An 18,378-nucleotide genomic window follows, 5' to 3' on the forward strand; every position below is an offset into this window, starting at 1 on the left:
GCCGGGCCCTCGCCGAACCGGGGCACGTCATCGACGGTCGCGTCCAGGCGCAGGCACACGTACCGGATCGGGCGCCGGTAGACGCCGTCCCGGTCGACGGAGGTGTCGGCGCTGACCTCTGCGACGAGGCCGGGCCGGACGAGGGTGGACCGCCGGCGTCACGGCGCCGTACGCACCGTGCGCGCGGACCTGCTGGATGCCCTCCCAACCCGACGGACCCCGTACCCCAGATACGTCACGACCGGGCTGCCCTCCGGCTCGATCACCATGTCGACCAGTCCCGGCAGTTGCCCGTCCGTCACCGTGCCGCGCCTGCGCCCGCGTATCGCGCGCACCAGGTCGCGCACGTCTCGGGGCTTGAACGCCGAGACGTCCTTCGCGGAGAGCCCCGCCCGTTCAAGGGCTTCGGCGAGTTCCGTCGGACGGCGCAGACGCCGGGCAGCGTAGCGGCCATGGGGCATGATCCGCGTGCCGGGGAAGGTCTGGAAGGCGCCGAGATAGATGAGGCGGGACACGAGCGTTCGGTTCACCGTGTCGTAGACGAAGGCTCCACCAGGGCGCAGCACGCGCGCGGCCTCCGCGAGGACCACATCCGGCCGTTCGGTGATTTCGAGGGTGTCAGCGCAGTACACGAGATCGAAGGAGCTCTCGGGGAGGTCGAGGTTCTCGGCCGGAGCCGTGAGGTAGGTGACGCCCCGTCCGTCGTTCGCATTCGCATTCGCATTCGCATTCGCGTCCGCTTCCGCTTCCGCTTCCGCGTCCGAAGCGAGGGTGGTCGCGGCAGTGGACGGATCGGCGGCGACCACCTCGAATCCGAGCCCGGCGATGCCGCGGGCCAGAAGCCCTCGCCCGCTGCCCACGACGAGAGCCCTACCGGCCGCCGCCGGGAGGTTGGCCTCCCTGATCACGCGGCGCAGGTACTCCATGCGTACGGACTGGAAGGTCAGGGCCCGGATGTGGCGGCCGTCGACGACGCCGGCGGCGTCCGAGTCGAGTGCGATGTGCGGGGCGCTGGTCATGGCGTACTCCCTCGTCGTTCAAGTCAAGTTCCCTGAGGAAACCTAGCATTGACGAGTTTCCTCAGGGAACTTGTTGGCGCTACGGTGGGGGCGTGACCCGCATCCCCCTCTCCTCCGTTGCGTGCTCGATCGCCCGCGCGACCGACCTGTTCGGCGACGCCTGGACGGCCCTGATCATGCGGGACGTCCTCATCGGCATCAGGCGATTCGACGAGCTGGCGGAGGACCTCGGCCTCTCCCGCAAGGTCCTTGCGGCGCGGCTGGCTCGGCTGGTCGAGGAAGGCGTACTTTCGCGCGAGCAGTATCAGGCGAGCCCGCCGCGCGAGGAGTACGTGGCCACGGAGAAGGGCCGGGAGCTCTACCCCGTCCTGCTGACGCTCATGGCCTGGGGCGACAAGTGGTACGCGGCGCCAGCAGGGCCGCCCGCCCGGATCCGCCACGACGCCTGCGGACACCTTGCCAATCCGGTCGTGACCTGCGACACCTGCCGGGATCCACTCACGGTGGCCGACACGACCCAACTACCCGGCCCCGGCGGACGGACAGGACCGGGAACCCAGCTCCTGGGACCACTGATCGCCGCGCGCGGGCAAGGAACCTGAGGCCACCGGAAGGGATGACCTCGGGGGCGGCGGCGTCGTGGGGCAGAGGGTGGACCAGTCGCAGATTGTCGCCGAACGACACTCGCAACTTGTCGCGGGTAGCGAAGTCGTCCACGCTGAAGTTGGTCCTGGGCCGCGGCCCGGACGGTCAGGAGACCATCGACCTTGCCCATGAGGACTCGCCGCGCTCTGACACTGCTGACGCCAGAGCGCCCAGGTCCGATGTGAGGGATCCACGACCGCGGGGACCATGAGGGCGGCAGCGAAGACGAGGCCGGGGGCGAGCATCCACCCGCTGACAGCCGTGCCCTGAGCGACCCGTTTCGACGGCCGGGACCTCCGGGGCCGATCGGCGTACCGTTCCCCTGCTCGCGGTGCAGGTCGACCGGGTCTGGCGCAGACCCCTGCGGCACCACGAGGATGGGGGTGGCATCGGTATGTCATGGACTGGACATTCGCGCATCCTCGCGGTGAAGTAGGAGAAGGGCGACGACATCATGAACAGGTTAATCTCCAGGGGTTTGGGCCGGGCGAGCCTCGCGCTCGGTGCGGCCCTGGTGTCGACCGTGCTCTGCACCACCGTGAGTGCGGCGGCGCCCGGGGGCGTGAGCGGGGTCGCAGGGATGGACTCCCTCGCCCCTGCGGTTGACGCACGCGCCTGCCCCGTCGTGTACTTCGACCTGGGCGAGACCCTCGTGCACACCGCTGATGACGGCAGCATCGCCTATCAGTCCGGAGCGGCCGCTTATCTGCGCGCCCTGCGCGAGCGCCACATCAGAGTCGGCCTGATCACCAACGTTCCGCCCTCCTGGGGGACGACCGATGCCGAGCGCGCCGCCAGGCTGAAGAAGGAAGTCGACGCGACGTGGAAGGGCTCTGTGCCCTTCGCCTGGAAGGACTTCGGCGACCGGATCCTCACCCCCCGCACCGAGGCGGAGCGCAAACCAGCTCCCGTCCTCTGGCAGCGCGCGAGGGCCGAGTCGGGGCACTGCCGGCTCGTCTTCCAGGCGGAGACGGCCGAAGAGGTGCAGATCGCCGCTTCACTGGGCTATGTGCCGTACCAGGTCGGACAGCCCCACCGGCCCGCGTTCCTCCCGGTCGGGCTGGTCCAGCTCCTCGGTCACGGCTCCGAGGTGCAGGGGCCGCCGACACCACCCGGACCGGCTGGCCTGGCCGTCGGATGAGGCCGCCACCAGATCCGGCCTGGCCTCGAAGCCGTTGCACACCAAGCCTTTTCAAACTGGGCTTCGGCCCTGTGGCGCAGTCCGCGCTGACCCGCGTGGACCAGGCAGGAGCGTCGCCCCATCGCCCCATCAGTGAGTGAGCTGACAAGGCTCACTGCTGCTTGGGCCCTGGTGGCGCCGGCGACGCTCCACGACCACATGCGGTCCACGTCGACACGGACATGGACCGCACGGCCGGGTCTCCTTCCCGCGCTCATGCGTATCCGACGAGGGAAGTCGTCAGACTGCGCACGGAGGGTGCCCGGCCCTCATGGGGTCGGGTCAGCGGACGCCGGCCGTCTGCCGTCGGCGCGCGTACACCACCGCACCGCCGATCGCCGCCAGGGCTGCGGCCGCGGTGAGGGAGATCGGCTGCCAGGACGCCTCGACCGCCGGTGTCCCGGACGCGGCGGCTGCCTGTTCCGGCTGTTCCTCCACGAGGCCGGCGTACCCACCCGCCAGGCCCTTGCGATCGTATGCCGAGCCGGGCATCTTGTCGCCGTAGCGGGCGGTGACCAGCTTCTGGTAGGCGGCGAGGGTGACGCCGCGTTTTGCGCCGAGACCGGTGGTCGCCTCCTCGTTGAGCGGCTCGACCATGCCGTCGGCGGTGAGCCGGTACCAGGCGTGGATCTGCGGCTCGGTGAAGGTGCGGGCCTGTGCAGTGCCGCGCTCGGCGAAGCCGACCTCGGCGTCCCCGTCACGGATGCCGGCCAGCTGCCAGCCTTCGGCACCGACGCTCTGCGGGCCGGTTCCTGTCGGAGCGGCGTTCCCCTTGGGTGCGAGCAGTACGGCGGCGTGCTTGCCGTCGGTGGCATTCACCCGGGAGGTCAGGTAGGCGAGCCGGAGCGCGGTCTGCGGGGTCGCCTGGGTCTTGCCGGTCACGAACTCGGGGCTGATCTCGAACATCGGCACCGGGTCCTTGAGGTCGAAGCCGGGCGGCGCGGCGACCGCGGCGGGTGCGTTCCCGGAGGTGCCGCCGTCCGCGGCGGGGGCCGTACCGTGCTGTCGGGCCGACATCAGGAAACGGGAGACGGTGTCGCGGAGTTGGTCGCTGCGGATGGCCTGCTGGGCGGACTGGTAACCCGCGATGTCGTCGCCTTGCGCGGCCTGTGCGGGAGCGATTGCGCTCAGGGCGGCGGCGAGTGCAGTCGTGGCGAGGACGGCGGTCCGCACTGCCACGTGCTGGGGGTGTCGCGTGGTCTGCATGGTCGGTCTGCTCCTCAGCCCTGGATGCCGATGCGGGAGTGGGTCCACTGGAACGAGTTGTTGTTCACGTAAGTGGCGTGGTCCCACCAGGTGTAGGTCTGGGTGGTCTGCCACGGGTCGCCGACCGCGATCATGTTGGTGGCGCTGTCGTAGCCGTAGATGACGTTCATATGGCCGCCGCCGGTGCGCCAGCCGAACCGGACGGCGAACGGCCGGCCTGCGGCGATCTCGGCGGCGGACTCGCCGACCGAGGCGTTGCGGTACAGACTGCGGCCACTGTCCCTCAGCCCCAGCCTGGCCAGGCCGTTCGCCATGTCCTCCAGCGTCGCGGGCTGGTTGTTGCAGTCCACCCATGTTCCCTGGGCGGCGAGCCGGCAGAACTGTTCCTGGCTGACGGAGCGGCCCCAGTGCTTGGCGATGGTCACGCCGGAGGCGTCCCAGCACCACTGGGTCCTGACCTGCTTCTGCATGTCGATCTTGAGCGTCTTCGCGGTCGTGGGAGGAGGGGTGGGGGTGGGTTTCGGGTTCGGGCCCGCACCGCAGACCGGCAGGGCCGTGGTGTTCTCGTTGATGAAGGCGTCAGCGATGTAGTACGAGCCGGTGTAGATCCACCGCGGGTTGTTCTCCACGGTGTCGCCGGTGGTCCGGCAGGACATCTGGATCCTGTCGCCTACCTTCGATGAGCCGTTAATCTGGGCCGAGAGGGACGGCTTGGCCCGGTGGTTGACGGTCTTGTAGTTGCCCTGCCCGCCGATGACCGTCCCGCGGACCACATCGGCCTGGGCGAGCGCACCGAAGCCGAACAGCAGACCGCCGGAGAGTGCGGCGGTGATCGCGGCTATCAGCGCTTTCTTGGGGCGGGACGCGCGACGTTTGTGCATCATGCTCCTTGATCTGAGACATACGGGAACTTGCCTGCCCGGCAGCCCGGTCGTCCGGTCTGCACGGCAGATGTCGAAGGGCGCCTGGCTCGGCGGCGGCGCGTCGTGAGATGACGGACGGTCGGCCAGTCGGCGCTGAACGGAACGGCGCAGGAAGATCACGGCCGTCACGATGTCTGGGGCTCACACGACGCGCTGGTCACGGACCGCTCCACCCGTCGCCCCGCGGCTGCCTGCAGGCTCGGGCCCGGCGGACCAGCAGCAGCCCGCAGGCGGCCCCGGTCAGGGCGGCCGTGGTCAAGGCCGTCGTCGTAGTCCGGGAGAAGGTGCTCCCGTCGCCGCCCGGGGCGGGCTGTGCGGGTGCGGTGGCCGAGGGCACGGCTGTGGCCGAAGGGCTCGCAGGAGCAGGAACGGGAGCGGTGGGCGCGGCGGAAGTGCTGGGGGGTGCCTGGTCGGCGACGGGTACGGAGACCTCGCGTTCGGCGTGTCCGCGGGAGGGGAACCCAAGGCCAGGGCCTGGGCGAGGAGGAGGAACAGGATTCCGACGCCGGTACGTGTTGGAGGGCTGTGCGCTGTGCCGTGTTCGCATCGTTTGGTGCTCCTGGTGCGGTGGGGATGCGAAGGGGCGCCACTGCTGCTGTGCGGTGGAGGGCTGGTGCGGTGAGGGAGCCGGCGGACGGCCGCATGGGGAAGGTGGCCGTCCGCCGGCGGTTGATCAGACGGACGAAGGTCAGACGACCTTCTGTACCGCCCAGACCTGCGTTGCGCGCCCGTCGGCGCGCTTGAAGTCGCGCAGCCATTCGCCGTAGTACGGGTGGCCGCTCACGATGAGGGCGTATCGGAGACCTTGTACTCCGTGCCGGGCAGGAGGTCGTGGACGTTCAGCGTCTGGGACTGGACCCAGGTGAGGTGTCTGCCGTTGCGTAGCACCTGGTACCAGGCGGCGCCGTCGACCCTGGGCCGGCTGGCCACCGCGGAGTGAAACCGGATCTGGCCGACGGTGACGACTGGGCCAGGGGGCGGCGTCGGCCCTGATGTCGACGCCCTTCGGCGGGGAGTCGGGACCGTGGCTGCACAGCCCGGCTTCCGTACGGTGGACGCCAACGCACTTGTCGCCCTTCGACGCGGCGTTGAGGCCGTTGAGGCCGTTGAGGCCGTTGCAGACCATGCCGCGTGTCGCGTCGTGGGCGGGCGCGTCCGCGCTGGGCGCAGGCTCAGCGTCACGGCCCGGCGCAGCGGCCGGTGTGAGGACGTCTGCGGCTGCGTCGGCCTGAGCGGCGCTCCCCGGTTGGGCGTTGTCGCCCAACCCGAAGTAGGCGATGCCCCCATCTGACACCGCGGCTGACGCCTTGTCGGTGGTGAGGAGCGCCAACAGGCGCGGTCTGCGGCGGCGTTCACGTTCCCTTCGACGGTAGCCCGTCATGCGCACCTCAAATTCTCGGCCGGAGGAGTGGGTGCACGGAAGCCTGCCAGACGGGTGCGGTGGAGAATTCGGACAAACGGGAATGGGCTTCGAGATATCCGACCGTTACCGTGACGGGCGTATCTGATGATCAATCAACTAGCTGGAAAAATAGGCCAGTTACGCATGTAGAGACGAAAAGGTCCAGGCCATTTCCAGGATGTCGTTATGCAATCGAGATAATCTCGTAGACTTACTGACGGAAATTCAGTCAGTGATTCACCTAATTACTACCGCCCGAATTCCCCCTGTCACGAGCGGTAAGAATTCCCCCGCTCCCGCCTGAGAGCTCGTAACACGAGCTTGCTGAAGTGCGCTGTAACCGGTGCGCCGATTCGGCCGCCAGTGAGGGGGCGGGTGCTCGACCGTGGAACGTGGACGCTGAGGTGTGGTCGTTGATCGAGCCGTTGTTGCAGCAATGACCGGAGCGCTCGCCCGGGAGCCGAGGCTCGGCTCAGGTCGGACTGCTGGCGGTGTCTGGACCGGTGGCAGAAGCCAGGAGTCTCGACCGGCTGTACCGGATCGTGCTCGCGGAGCTGAACGCGGCGGGTGCACTCGACTGGTAACGGGCGGGCGTAGACGGTTCCGTACCCGCGGGAAAGATGGGATCTGAGAGGCCGTAGTCGGGCGCGGCTGCGGCGCCCGGGTCGGTGTCCCGCGTGCGAGACAGGCCGGGACCGGCGGCGGCGGCGCCGTCGATCGCGGCCAGGGCGCGGGCGACATGGAGCAGCCGGTACGCCTGGGCGCGGCTGATGCCGAACTCCGCGTCGCAGTAAGACTCCCAGCTCCTGTACCCGAGGGGGAAGCCAGACGTGGGCGGAGTGGGCGTCACGGACCCGGGCGGCGAGCACCGCGACGGAGCGCCGGACGTCGTCCACCGCCGCGCGCCGCCCTGCCGTCACCTCCCGGGCCTGCTCCGTGGTGAGCGGTGGCCGCGCCGGTTCGACGCCGTCGTCCTGATCCCGTTCGCGGGTGCCCCTGACTCCATCTCCTCCGGGCCGGCGGGCCGGGCCAAGGCGTACGGGAGCACGGCCTGCGAGCTCCGCCTCACAGGCTCACACCCTCACAGCTCCGGCGCCGTGATCACCCCAACATCCGGACCGTCGACTCCCGCGGGACCCTCCTGGCCTTCGGCGGAGCCCAAGTGGACACCCTCGGCGACTGGGACGGCGACGGCTGCAACGACCTCCTCTCGCTCCAGAAGGGCGCTCGCGGCTACTGCAGCGGGCCCGCCCACGCACCTGCCTTCGCCCAAGTGGCGTTGCTCGCTCAGGCGCCGACAGTGGTGACGCCGAACATCAGCGTTCGACGGCTGACGTCGTAGTGCACGATCGGCGTGCTGCGCAGGAGGACTTGGAGGACGTCGGCGTCATCGGCGTCGACGGTCAGCACCTCTTCCCAGGCGCCTTCGTCGAGTACGAGTTGCAGGGTGAGGGTTCCCCGGGCCGCGGGTTCACCGGCGACCCAGCTGAACTGGTAGTGGCTGAGTTGGCGAACCTTGATGCTGTCGTCCGTGACGGGTTGCGTCACCTTGGTCGTGGCAGCTCTGGGCATGGCGTCTCTCCTCGCGTGAATGGCGTCGGGTGCGGGCAGCGGACTGGGCATCCGGCGGCCAGGTGAAAGCCGGCAGCCGGCATACGGTTCGGGACAGCGAAGGGGCATGCCGACGCTTCCCCGAACCCTGCGGGAGGGTTCAGCGGCGGCCCGTCACCGGGCCGTGGTGGCAGGCACCGCGTACGGCAGCCATTCCTTTCCCGCCGGCCATGGCCAGGGGCGAGGTGACACGGCGCAGCATCCCCGCCTGCTGCTGCTCAGGGCGCTGCTGTTCTCCGTGCAGGGCGTTGAGTACCAGCATTCCGGCCGTCAGAGCCGGTACGACCCACTGCAGGATCGCGAGGTGGTGCTGCGCCTGCTCGAGCTGCGCGGGATGTCCTTGGGCCGCGGCTTGTTCCTCGGAGTCCGGGGACGAGGCGAGTTCCACCCTTTTGCCGAGCACGCGGCTGTAGGCGGTGGCGGCCAGCGCGGCACCGGTGAGGACCGTCTTGGCGATGGTCGAGGCGGCTACGCCGCTTTGGTAGGCCACCCTGGCACTGTTGGCGCCCAGGAGCCCGGCGCCGCCCACCAGGTGCGCGCCGATCGCAGCCGCGTTCACCGGGGTCCAGGCAGCCCAGCCGGCGCTGGCGATGCGCGAGGCGAGAACGGGCTCCGTCACCGCTTTGCCTGTGGCCCTGTTCAAGGCGACCGCTCCCATCAGAGAGCCCCCGAACCAAGCCGCCAAGCCGATGTCGTGCAGACTGCGCATAACCGTGTTTCGTTCGGACATCTGACTCCTTCCAGACACACGTCCCCGCATTCGCAGGGCACCGCAGCCAGCTTCGATGCGACCGGCTTCGCCGGCCACAGGAGGCAGGCACATGGGCGAACCTGTTCCCGCAACAGGCGGGGCTTGTCCTTTTGCGGCATGTCGAACGCGATGAGGCATACCGGCAACGCCGCGCGGCCCGGCGGGAAGCCAGGGCGGAGCCTGCCGTCTCGGTCGTCTTGAGCCGCGGGCGGCCATACCGCCGCAGCAGGCCCACCACATGGCCGACCTCGGAAACCCGATCACCGAGCCGGGATGAGCAATCCGATCCTGCCCGGCTGGGGCTCCATGGTGTCAGTGCTGCGGGACATACTCGTCGTGCTGCTGCGTCTCCCGGGCGCCGCAGCACGCGGGGAGCAATGCCGGTTTCGATAAGATCGCTGCCGACGCCGAGGAGCTGCGCCTGCTGGGGCACGCCCGCGGGATCAGGTCGGCTCAACTGTTCCCCGCGAGATCACCCTGCCCGCTGGCGGCGCGCCCCGCCACAGCCGCCGGCACGCCTTACGTGACCGTCGGAACTGCCGAGACCACAGGGGCAGCGCGCCGCGCGAGCGGCTCGTGGCACTGCTTCTCGACGCCTTTACGAACCGACGAAATTCATTGAGTTCGTGGAGCTTGATCCAGCGCATGAAAGAGGGCCGGCCCGATCCGCGATCACATCCGGAGCGTTGATCAGGCGCGCCGATCCGGAACAGCACGGAGATCACTTCGACAAACTCGGCGGCCCTTGCCGGCGCCGACGGCCACCTGCCTCCACATCGCCCCCGGGGTCACGTTCGACAGCCATGACATCACAGGCGAACGCGAGGCCAACCCCCTGCTGCGGCCGCTGGCCACCGCCGTGACTACACCGTCGAACGCTAGCCGACGAACAAGCCGCCCTCGCCGTAGGCGACCGCCGTGCAGTTGCGTAAGCCGTCGGCATCTCAGTGAGCCGCCATCGGCGGCTGGTGAGGTCGTCCAAGAGCACGGTCAACCGCGCGTCGCTCGAACAGCACACCTGCGTGTGAGGAGGCATTCAAGCAGGCGCAGGCTGTCGGCACCCAAACCGTACCGCGGCCGTCGGCCGAAGGCGCGGAAAGGACACCCGTCCGTTCGGAACGTGCGCCCCACAGCCCGGAGAGCAGACCACGCGCCGGCGACGAAGTGTCGAGCAGCGGGCCGCTGCGAGGTTAAAGCAGCCCTTGCCGCCAAACGTACGAAAACTCGGCGGCGTCTCCCCGCCGCGCCGGGCGTACTCGACCGACGCACCCGGCCCGGCGTCATTCCCCGCCGCGTCGCCGCCGCCCTCCTCGCGCCGGCTCCCACCGACCCTCCCTTCTCCTGGCAGCCACCGCAGCCCTCCTGGCAGCCACCGCGCCATGCGTCGCAGAAACCGCCCACGACCTCCGCCACGTCCTCGAACTCGCTGAACAGTCTGCGGCGGAGAAACAAGCAGACAAGCCCGGTTGGTTCGCATACCGCCACACAGCTGGCCCACCCGTTGGACGCCAAGCCTCCGCCCCCGAACGAGTGAATCTGCCGGACGGCCTCGTTCGGGTACACCTGTCTCAACTCGCGTCTGCGAGAGGCACAGTCGGACATCCTCGGAGACCCATACGGGCACGCGCTGAGCGGAAGCAGCCTGTCTCATGAGACGTACAGAACGCGAAGAACTCGGTTCGCCAAGTCGTCACCGCCGACGGCATGCAGGCACGCATGCAGGCCGTGAGTACCTGGCTCACCTCCGGTGCACGTCCGGTGGCCGCGCTCCTCGCCGGCGGGCTCGGCACCTGGATCGGCGTGCGCCCCAACCTTGCCGTCGGCACCTGCCTGCTCGTCGTCCCCCTCGCGGTCCGCTATCGGTCCCCGCCGCGCAGCCTGCTGGAAATCCCCGGCTCACCCGCCGTGGCTCCTCCTTCAGCGGAGGCCCTCACACCGCCGACGGCGCCGGGGCCGCTCGTCCCCGATACCGCAGTCGCCGTGGAGGTGGGCACGACCACTCTTCGGAAGGTGGCCCGTGAGCACGAACCTGAACACGGCCCCTGGCCCGGGGCCGCCAGCGGCGGGCCCGTCGCCGGGCGCGCCCCTCCCGCTCAGCACCTGCTCCCTGCCCTCCGACGTCCGAGGTGATCACGTGCCACCCTCCCGCTCTCATATCCGCGCGACCATCAAGGCCTATCTCAGGCGGCATGCCGAGGAACGGGAGGCCCTGGAAGGACTGCTGGCCGTCCTCGACGGCACCACGGAGCCGTCGAATCGCGCCACGCTGCCCGGTCACATCACCTGCAGCGCGGTGGTCGTCGACCGCGACCGTCGGGTGCTCCACATCCGCCATCGGGGGACAGGACTGCTCCTCGCTCCGGGCGGCCACGTTGAGGCGGGTGACCGTACGCTCCTGTCCGCGGCCGTGCGGGAGGTGTGCGAAGAGGCCGGGCTCCGTCCCGGCGACCTCTGTCTGACCCCGCAGCTCCTCGGCGAGCCGATCGACGTGGACCGCCATGACATCGACGCCGATCCGGCCAAGGGCGAGCCGGCTCACCAGCACTTCGACGTCCGCTTCGCGTTCTACCTCACAGCCGAGCAACCGCCTGCGCTCGCTCTCCAGGACGAGGAGGCCGCCGGGGCCCAGTGGCTCCGGTACGCCGACGTGCGGTCCCCTACGCTGCGGGCCAAACTCCTGGACGCCGAGGCGGACGGCCTCGATGGGCGCCCGGAGCCGGTCAACGCGAGCGCCCTGATCCACGACGGGGCCGGCCGGTACCTCCTTCATCTTCGGGATGACCGGGAGGCCATCTGGGAGCCATGGGTGCTGGCCCTCCTCGGTGGCGGCCGTACGAGGGACGATTCCTGCCTTGAGGCGACGCTGCGGCGCGAGCTTGCCGAGGAGGTGCCGGGGCTGGAGCCCACGGAACTGGTGGCGTTCGCCGTGGAGGAGGCGACGAGCGTCGACGGCCTTGCGGTGCCCATCAGCGTCCATGCCGGGCGCTGGAGTGGGGATGCCGAGGCGGTGGAGCTCCGCGAAGGTGTCCTGCTGAAGTGGTGCACCGTGGACATGCTCGACCGGCTGCGCCTGAGCCCCGGGCTCGGGGAGCTGATCCGGCGCCACGCGGCCGAGCATCCCGCGGCCGGGGGACCGCCGGACGACACCGGTCCGCTGCCCCGCGAGGCCCCAGAGGGGACCGAGCTGCACATCGTCGGTGTCCACCTCCACATCCAGGACGAACACGATCGGATCCTTCTCGGCCTGCGCCACCCGGACTCGGCCTTCGCGCCGGACACCTGGCACTTCCTGGCCGGTCACTGCGAGCGGGAAGCCGCGATCGACTGCCTGGTGCGGGAAGCGAAGGAGGAAGCCGGCCTCACCATCGCGCCCGAGGACGTCGACCTCGTCCACACGGTGCACCACGTCGACTCTCCCGCCGTGCGGCCCAGGATCGCGCTCGTCTTCCAAGCCCGGTCCTGGGCCGGCGACCCGGAGGTCCTGGAGCCCGACCGGTGCGTGGAGTGGCGGTGGTGGAAGCCGCAGGACCTTCCAGCCGCCCAAGTCGTGCCGTACACCCGACGGGCGATCGACGGGATTCTCGCGGGGCGCCCGTACTCCGAGCAGGGCTGGGGCGAGCGATGAGCACTCTGGACGCCTGTCCTGCCGCCGGTGACCAGGCGCCGGAGCGGACCGCGGGGCCGGTGCGCGGGGGCGCGCCGACGGGTGCGGAAGCGGATCCGGCAGCCGCGCGGGCGGCGATGGTCGTTCGACTCGAGGAGGCAGGGTTTCTGCGGCCGGGCCCGGTCCGCGACGCCTTCATCACGATGCCCCGCGAAGTGCTGATGCCGCAGGCGTACGTACGGCGCAGTGCGCCGGGCGAGGAGCCGAGGCGGTGGGATCTGCTGGACTGGTCGGCGCCGCAGGACCGCCCCGAGCTGCTCGGACTGCTGTACGGCGAGGGCAGTGTGCTCGTCCAGCACGACGGGGAGCCGCTGCTGGGTCGCGCGCGGGGGACACGGTCGGGGGCGTCGATCACGTCGATGTCGACGGTGATGGGCCTGACCGCCTCGCTGCTGGAGGAGCTGGATCTGCGCCCGGGTCTGCGGGTGCTGGACGTCGGGACGGGCGCGGGGGTGACCGCCGCGGTGGCCTGCCAGGTCTGCGGCGACCAGGGGGTGGTCACCCTCGACCGGGACCGGCACCGCACCGACGCGGCCGCCGCCCGGCTGGCCGGACTCGGCTTCCGGCCGCAGGTGGTGTGCGGTTCGGGCGAACAGGGCGTGCCGGGGCGGGAGTTCGACCGGATCTTCGTGTCGTACACGGTGGAGCGCGTGCCGAGGGCCCTGGTCGAGCAACTCGCTCCCGGGGGAAAACTGCTGGCGCACGTGACCAGCGCGTCCCCGTCGTGGCCCGGCCTCGCCGTCGTCGGGCGCACCGCCGACGGGCTGATCACGGCGGAGCTGCGGGCCGTGGAGTTCGCCCACCGTGCCGGGCACGGCATGGCGCGGATCTGGCTCAGCGAGGAGTTCCGGCAGCGCATGGGCACAGAGCCGGGCACATGGACCCGGCGGATCATGCCGGCGCCGCCCGCGGACAGCGACCGCGGTTTCTGGCTGGCGGCCGACCATCTCCTAGGCGGTGGTCTGGTGCGGGACTTCGGGTCCGAGCACCTGGCGATCGGCGCACCCGGCTGCGGATCCTGGATGCGCGCGGAGCCGGTGGGCCACCGGCGCTGCAGCGTCACCGTCAACGGGCCGCGGGACATCTGGAACGAGATCCAGGACCTCGCCGACCGGTGGAGGGCCGCCCGCTCCCCCGACCGCTACCGCCTCTCCTTCGACGCGGACGGTCGTCAGCGCGCCGCGTCCGAGTGCGGACGCCTGTCCTGGCAGCTGCCCGCCCCCCGCCCGCTCGATGTGGGAGCCACCCCGTGACCTGCCCCGACGGGCTCCTTCCGGGCCTTGCACCGGAGCAGGAGGCCATGTGCGAGGGCGCGGCGTCGGCCTACGCCCGCCACCGCCCAGGCCTGCCGGACGCGGCGGTGGAGGTACTCGGCTGCCTGCGCACCACGTCTTTCGCCATGGCTGACCTGTTCGCAGGGCGGCACCAGGCGTTCGAGGACGAGGCCCTCGCCCTTCTCCACGCGCACGCGGGGACGGGCCTCTGGTCGACGCCACCTCGTTCGAAGGGCCCGAAGAGGGGGGAAGCGACGTTCAGGGTTCTGCTCGTACCGGGCGCTGCAGGCCCAGCAGCCGGCCGCCCTGTACGGCCGCTTCGAACTGCCCTGGTACCGCACCACCACCCCGCCTTTCACGAACGAGGAGCGACCTGTGGGATACACCCGGGCTGACTGGTCCGATCACTACAACAACGGGCGGGGCTTCCGGCGGCTCGGGGACGAGGAGAAGATCCTGCTCGTCGAGCATGCCCCGGCCCCCGAGGGCGGCCGCGCGCTAGACGTGGGGTGCGGAACGGGCGAGATGTCCGTCTACCTCGCCTCACTCGGCTACACCGTCGACGGAGCGGACTTCGCCGAGGGCGCGATCGAGCGGGCCCGCTCGGAGCACGCCGAGGTGGAGGCGGTGCGCTGGCTGAGCCTGGACGTGGAGCGTGACGACCTGGCCGCCCTCGCCGAGGACGGCTACGACCTGATCGTCCTGCGGCTGTCCATCGCGTTCATCCGCGACCGCGCCCGTGTCCTTCGCGCTCTGACCGCGCTGCTACGCGAGGCCGGGGCGCTCGTCATCATCACGCCGATCGTGGAGAACACACCGGAAGGGCGGCGCCACATGGCCTTGGACGAGAACGAACTCGCCGCACTCACCGACGGGTTCGATCACGTCGAGCAGTTCGACGTGGAGGGCCTGGCGGTGCTGGCCCTGCGCGGACCGGCCGGATCATTCAGCGCGGAGGAGAAGCTGCGGCCCGAGCCGCAGGCCGTCTTCGGTGCCGCAGTGGTGGTCACCGACACGTTCGGCCGGGTCCTGCTGGGCCGCTCCACCCGGGGCATGTGGGAGCTGCCCGGCGGCCGCGTCGAGACAGGCGAGGCCGCACCAGCGGCCGCCGTGCGGGAGTTGGACGAGGAGACCGGGCTGACGGCGCGCGTGGGCGACGCTCATGTCCTCACCGTGCTGCACGACGACCGCCTGGACGTACGCCGCATCACCGCCGTGGTCCGCGTCTCCCGCTGGGACGGTGCACTCGCTCTGCCCGAGCCACAACGCTTCGTACGCTGGGAGTTCCACGACCTGAACACCCTGGCGACCCTTGGGAAGATCTTCGCGCCCAGCGCCCAGGCTCTGACCGCGGTGTGGCCCGGGGTGCTGCCGGGCCTCCCGCCGGTCCACTCCTACGCGTGCTCCCCCGCCGCCCCGCCGGTGCCCGGAGAGCCGGCCGAGGCGGTCCGGCTGCGCGAGCGGATGGCCGACATCGTGATCGGCAAGGGCTGGGCACCCTCGCCGCGGGTCCAAGCCGCGTTGCGCGAGGTGCCCCGCCACCGGTTCGTCCCCGAGACCCGGCTGGAGGCGGCCTACCACGACGACCTCGCCGTGGTGACGGTCCGGGAGTCACCCCAGACCGCGCTCAGCTCCGTGTCCGCGGCCTGGCTGCAGGCCGACATGATCGAGCAACTCCGGCTGGAGCCGGGGATGACCGTGCTGGAAGTCGGGTCCGGCGGATACAACGCGGAGCTCCTGGCCCATGTCCTGGGAGAGCGCGGCCAGGTGGTGACCGTGGACGTCGACCCGTACGTGGTGCACCGAACGCGGCGGCTGTGCGCGGAAGCGGGCACCGGCCGGGTCACCGCCGTCCTCGGCGACGGCGGACTCGGCGCGCCAGGCCACGTCCCGGCAGGCGGGTTCGACGGGATCGTGATCACGCACAACGCGTCCGACATCGCACCAGCATGGCGAGAGCAGCTCGCCGAAGGGGCCCGGCTGGTCGTGCCGCTGGAGATGGGCGGCTACACCCGCTCCCTCACCCTCGTCCGGCGCGGCGACGTGCTGCACTGCGGGCACTGGACGTACTGCGGGTTCGTACGCGACCGTGGTGCCGCCGCCCGTACCGCCCCCGCCGTCCCTCTCGCCGACGGCAAGGTCACGGTGCGGTGGGAAGACGGGACGCCCGGCGACACCGCCGGCCTCGACCAGGCCCTGCGCGGGCCCCGGCACGAGCGCTCCACCGGTCTCGTCGTCCAGGGGATCTTCAACTTCGAGACCTTGCAGGTCTATGCCGCGACCACCCTGTCGGGGTTCTGCCGCCTGACCGCGCCGAAGGGATCCACGCTCGTGGCGCAGCAGGACGCGGCCGCGATCCTGGCGGACGGCTCGCTCGCCTACCTGACCCACCGGAAGGTCAAGGATGCCCCGGAGCCGGCCGACCGCATCACGGAGTTCTTCATCCACGCCTACGGCCCAGCAGCCGAGGAGGTGGCGGAGCGCTTCGCCGGGTGCGTGCGCGTCTGGGACCGCGAGGTGCGCGAGAGCGGCTATCCGCCGATGACCGTTCACCCGGCCGCAATGCCCGACGACCAGCTGCCGCCCGGCGACGTGCTCGACAAGCCAAGCGCACGGCTTGTCTTCCAGTGGCCGGGCCGAACCCCCGCCGACGCACGGAGCTTCTCGGCCGGAGGCGGACGGCGTGCCTGACTCCGCCGAGCTGACCCCTGCGGCGGCGTCCTTCACCTGGCCGTCCCTGCTCGGCGTGTTCGCCCATCCCGACGACGAGAGCCTTCTCGCCGGCGGTGTCCTCGCCCGGCACGCCGCCGCGCATGCGCGCCTCGCTGTCGTCACCATGACGTGGGCGCCCGACAGCCCGCGGGCTCCCGAACTCGCCGACACCTTGCGGGCGCTCGGCGCGGGCGCACCTCGCATGCTCGGATACGGCGATGCCCGCAACCCGCAGGCGGCTCCCGGCCGTCCCCGGCTCGTCGAGGCACCGCTCGACGAGGTGATCGCCACCCTGGTCCAGCAGATCCGCTCGTTCCGTCCCGACATCATCGTCACGCACGACGCCCTGGGCCAGCTGACCGGTCACCCGGACCACCGCCGCACCCACCAGGCCGCACTTCTCGCCGCTCAGGACGCGGGGCTCCCGCACCTTCACCCTGGGGCCGGCGAGCCCTGGCAACCGCGCGCCGTGTACTGCGCCACGCACCCCGAGTCCGGTGTCGGCGATCTCGGACCACTCCTTGAGGCTGCCGGCAAACCCGTGTTCGCGGTCCCGGACGCGTACGCCACGACAACCGTCGACGTCACCCCCTGGCTGGAGCAGAAATGGGCCGCGATCCTTGCGCACCGCGGGGAGGTCGCCCGCGAACGGCCACTGCCCGGCATCCTCGCCCGCCTGCCCGAGGAGACCCGGCGAGACATCATCGCGACCGAGTACTTCACTCGGCTCACGCCGGGCCCTGTCCCGGGGATCCCCCACCAGCTCACCGCCTGATGGCGACAACGACCTCCCTGCCCAGGCCCGCGACGGGTCCGTTCTCGATCGGAGAACCATGACGACGACATCCGCTCCCGGCGAGCTGCCCGGATGCCAGCCGGGCTCCTCCTCGCCGGTCCCTTCCTCGCTCGGCTCGCCAGCCGACGCCGCGCCGTCGGGCAGTGCCAGCAGGCCGACGTCGACGCCTGGCACACGGAGAGCCCGGCCCCCTCGTAGGCCTTCGTTCCGGTAGATCGTCTGGCGTGCGTGGTGCGCCTGCGCTCGCATCGGCCGGAATACGCACCTGCGGTCGCCGGTTGCAGCGGAACATGCACCATCCTCAGGAGCCGCCCAGCGGCATACACCCACTGCTTGCCGGGCGCTTCAGCCCCTACCGGTTCGATCCGTCGGCGGTTGTCGACGACCGCGCCCTCGGGCTGCTGATGGAAGCCGCGCGGTGGGCACCGTCGGCGGGGAACTCCCAGCCGTGGGGCTTCTTCATCGGCAGGCCCGGTGAGCCGGAGCACGACCGGGTGCTTCCTTACCTTGCGCCGAGCTCGGCCCGCTGGGCGACGGATGCGGGCCTGCTCGTCGTCACACTGACACGCCGGTACGTCGGTGACACGCAGTTGCTCTACTCCGAGTTCGCGGACCACGACCTCGGCCAGGCCGTCGCCCACATGACTGTTCAGGCCCAGGCCATGGGACTGGCCGCGCACCAATTCCGGGCCTTCGACCAAGAGGGTCTCACCAAGGAGCTCGACCCGAACCCAGGCTGGGTGATCGTCTCCATGGTCGCGGTGGGCAAGGCGGCTGGCGGACCTCCGGAGGGCCGTGACCGGCGCAGCGTCGCGCACTTGCGCTCCGCTCCCTGGTCACCGGCGGAATAACAGGCGAGCAGGTGCTCGCCTTGGACCTCTGGGAGGCGATCGACCGGGGCATCCAGCCCCCCACCAGGTCGTATGCGCGGGGCCCGCCTGGCTGACTCGCAGACCGGGCTGGTGAAGGCGTCGGCCGAGGTGGGTTCCGCCGGGCTCTGTTCTTCCGCCGCGTAGTCAGGGAGGCTGAAGCCTTCGCGGCCGGCCTTCCCGACGTCTCAGCCCAGCTGCCCGCCAGCGACCCTGAGCTGTACCCGGACAGGACGTATGTGCCAGTGGTCCGGGTGTTGGGGGCGGTACCCGTCCGACAGGCAGATGCGCAGGCCCCGGCGAGCCGGCTGAAGCCCAGCCAGGGA

At 70.8% G+C, this 18,378-nt stretch carries 13 protein-coding genes; 7 read left to right on the top strand and 6 right to left on the bottom strand.

What is annotated here, in order from left to right; genetic code table 11:
* Positions 1 to 158: 158 nt before the first annotated feature.
* Positions 159 to 1,019 (bottom strand): class I SAM-dependent methyltransferase, encoded by an 861-nt coding sequence (locus AMK16_RS00220; protein WP_073906956.1) that lies wholly within the window; start codon positions 1,017 to 1,019, stop codon positions 159 to 161.
* Positions 1,020 to 1,111: 92 nt separating this feature from the next.
* Here AMK16_RS00220 and AMK16_RS00225 point away from each other — a divergent pair, with 92 nt between their 5' ends.
* Positions 1,112 to 1,621, top strand: coding sequence for a winged helix-turn-helix transcriptional regulator (locus tag AMK16_RS00225; RefSeq protein ID WP_073906959.1), 510 nt, complete (start codon positions 1,112 to 1,114; stop codon positions 1,619 to 1,621).
* 497 nt (positions 1,622 to 2,118) lie between these two features.
* The gene (locus AMK16_RS00230) at positions 2,119 to 2,805 is read left to right on the top strand and encodes a hypothetical protein (protein ID WP_073906963.1); all 687 of its coding nucleotides are present in this window, start codon (positions 2,119 to 2,121) and stop codon (positions 2,803 to 2,805) included.
* 321 nt (positions 2,806 to 3,126) lie between these two features.
* On the opposite strand, the gene AMK16_RS00235 is transcribed toward AMK16_RS00230, so the two are convergent.
* The 5 genes from AMK16_RS00235 to AMK16_RS00255 form a co-directional block, all read right to left on the bottom strand.
* Positions 3,127 to 4,050, bottom strand: coding sequence for a hypothetical protein (locus AMK16_RS00235; RefSeq protein ID WP_073906966.1), 924 nt, complete (start codon positions 4,048 to 4,050; stop codon positions 3,127 to 3,129).
* Between the two features lie 14 nt (positions 4,051 to 4,064).
* A complete protein-coding gene (locus tag AMK16_RS00240; protein WP_079191225.1) occupies positions 4,065 to 4,934 on the bottom strand; it encodes a papain-like cysteine protease family protein in 870 nt (289 codons plus the stop codon).
* 819 nt (positions 4,935 to 5,753) lie between these two features.
* On the bottom strand, positions 5,754 to 5,903 hold the full coding sequence (locus tag AMK16_RS36105; protein ID WP_158071192.1) for a hypothetical protein: 150 nt from the start codon (positions 5,901 to 5,903) through the stop codon (positions 5,754 to 5,756).
* Positions 5,904 to 7,662: 1,759 nt separating this feature from the next.
* Complete coding sequence (locus tag AMK16_RS00250) at positions 7,663 to 7,947, bottom strand: hypothetical protein (RefSeq protein WP_073906972.1); 285 nt, start codon at positions 7,945 to 7,947, stop codon at positions 7,663 to 7,665.
* A gap of 139 nt (positions 7,948 to 8,086) precedes the next feature.
* Positions 8,087 to 8,716 carry a hypothetical protein gene (locus tag AMK16_RS00255; protein WP_242438484.1) on the bottom strand — a complete coding sequence of 210 codons (630 nt, stop codon included), beginning with the start codon at positions 8,714 to 8,716 and terminating at the stop codon, positions 8,087 to 8,089.
* A 2,155-nt stretch (positions 8,717 to 10,871) separates the two neighbouring features.
* Here AMK16_RS00255 and AMK16_RS00265 point away from each other — a divergent pair.
* From AMK16_RS00265 to AMK16_RS00285, 5 genes are all read left to right on the top strand, one after another.
* Complete coding sequence (locus tag AMK16_RS00265) at positions 10,872 to 12,362, top strand: NUDIX domain-containing protein (protein ID WP_073906981.1); 1,491 nt, start codon at positions 10,872 to 10,874, stop codon at positions 12,360 to 12,362.
* Positions 12,359 to 13,654 carry a protein-L-isoaspartate O-methyltransferase family protein gene (locus tag AMK16_RS00270; protein ID WP_079191226.1) on the top strand — a complete coding sequence of 432 codons (1,296 nt, stop codon included), beginning with the start codon at positions 12,359 to 12,361 and terminating at the stop codon, positions 13,652 to 13,654. Before AMK16_RS00265 ends, AMK16_RS00270 begins: the two co-directional genes overlap by 4 nt.
* Positions 13,655 to 14,050: 396 nt before the next feature.
* Entirely contained in the window at positions 14,051 to 16,366 is a 2,316-nt protein-coding gene (gene fxlM / locus AMK16_RS00275; protein ID WP_073906988.1) for a methyltransferase, FxLD system, read from the top strand.
* Entirely contained in the window at positions 16,359 to 17,162 is an 804-nt protein-coding gene (locus AMK16_RS00280) for a PIG-L deacetylase family protein (protein ID WP_199885318.1), read from the top strand. The genes fxlM and AMK16_RS00280 overlap by 8 nt, the downstream gene beginning before the upstream one ends.
* A gap of 311 nt (positions 17,163 to 17,473) precedes the next feature.
* Positions 17,474 to 18,034 (top strand): nitroreductase family protein, encoded by a 561-nt coding sequence (locus AMK16_RS00285; protein ID WP_073906991.1) that lies wholly within the window; start codon positions 17,474 to 17,476, stop codon positions 18,032 to 18,034.
* The last annotated feature ends 344 nt before the right edge of the window (positions 18,035 to 18,378 follow it).

It is taken from the genome of Streptomyces sp. CB00455 (assembly GCF_001905445.1).
GTDB lineage: Bacteria > Actinomycetota > Actinomycetes > Streptomycetales > Streptomycetaceae > Streptomyces.

Excerpts from the sequence above, each read along its gene's own strand:
- AMK16_RS00250 (WP_073906972.1), bottom strand. The coding sequence starts at position 7,947 with ATGCCCAGAGCTGCCACGACCAAGGTGACGCAACCCGTCACGGACGAC.
- AMK16_RS00285 (WP_073906991.1), top strand. The coding sequence starts at position 17,474 with ATGCACCATCCTCAGGAGCCGCCCAGCGGCATACACCCACTGCTTGCC.
- AMK16_RS00240 (WP_079191225.1), bottom strand. The coding sequence starts at position 4,934 with ATGATGCACAAACGTCGCGCGTCCCGCCCCAAGAAAGCGCTGATAGCC.
- AMK16_RS00255 (WP_242438484.1), bottom strand. The coding sequence starts at position 8,716 with ATGTCCGAACGAAACACGGTTATGCGCAGTCTGCACGACATCGGCTTG.
- AMK16_RS00230 (WP_073906963.1), top strand. The coding sequence starts at position 2,119 with ATGAACAGGTTAATCTCCAGGGGTTTGGGCCGGGCGAGCCTCGCGCTC.
- AMK16_RS00235 (WP_073906966.1), bottom strand. The coding sequence starts at position 4,050 with ATGCAGACCACGCGACACCCCCAGCACGTGGCAGTGCGGACCGCCGTC.
- AMK16_RS00220 (WP_073906956.1), bottom strand. The coding sequence starts at position 1,019 with ATGACCAGCGCCCCGCACATCGCACTCGACTCGGACGCCGCCGGCGTC.
- AMK16_RS00270 (WP_079191226.1), top strand. The coding sequence starts at position 12,359 with ATGAGCACTCTGGACGCCTGTCCTGCCGCCGGTGACCAGGCGCCGGAG.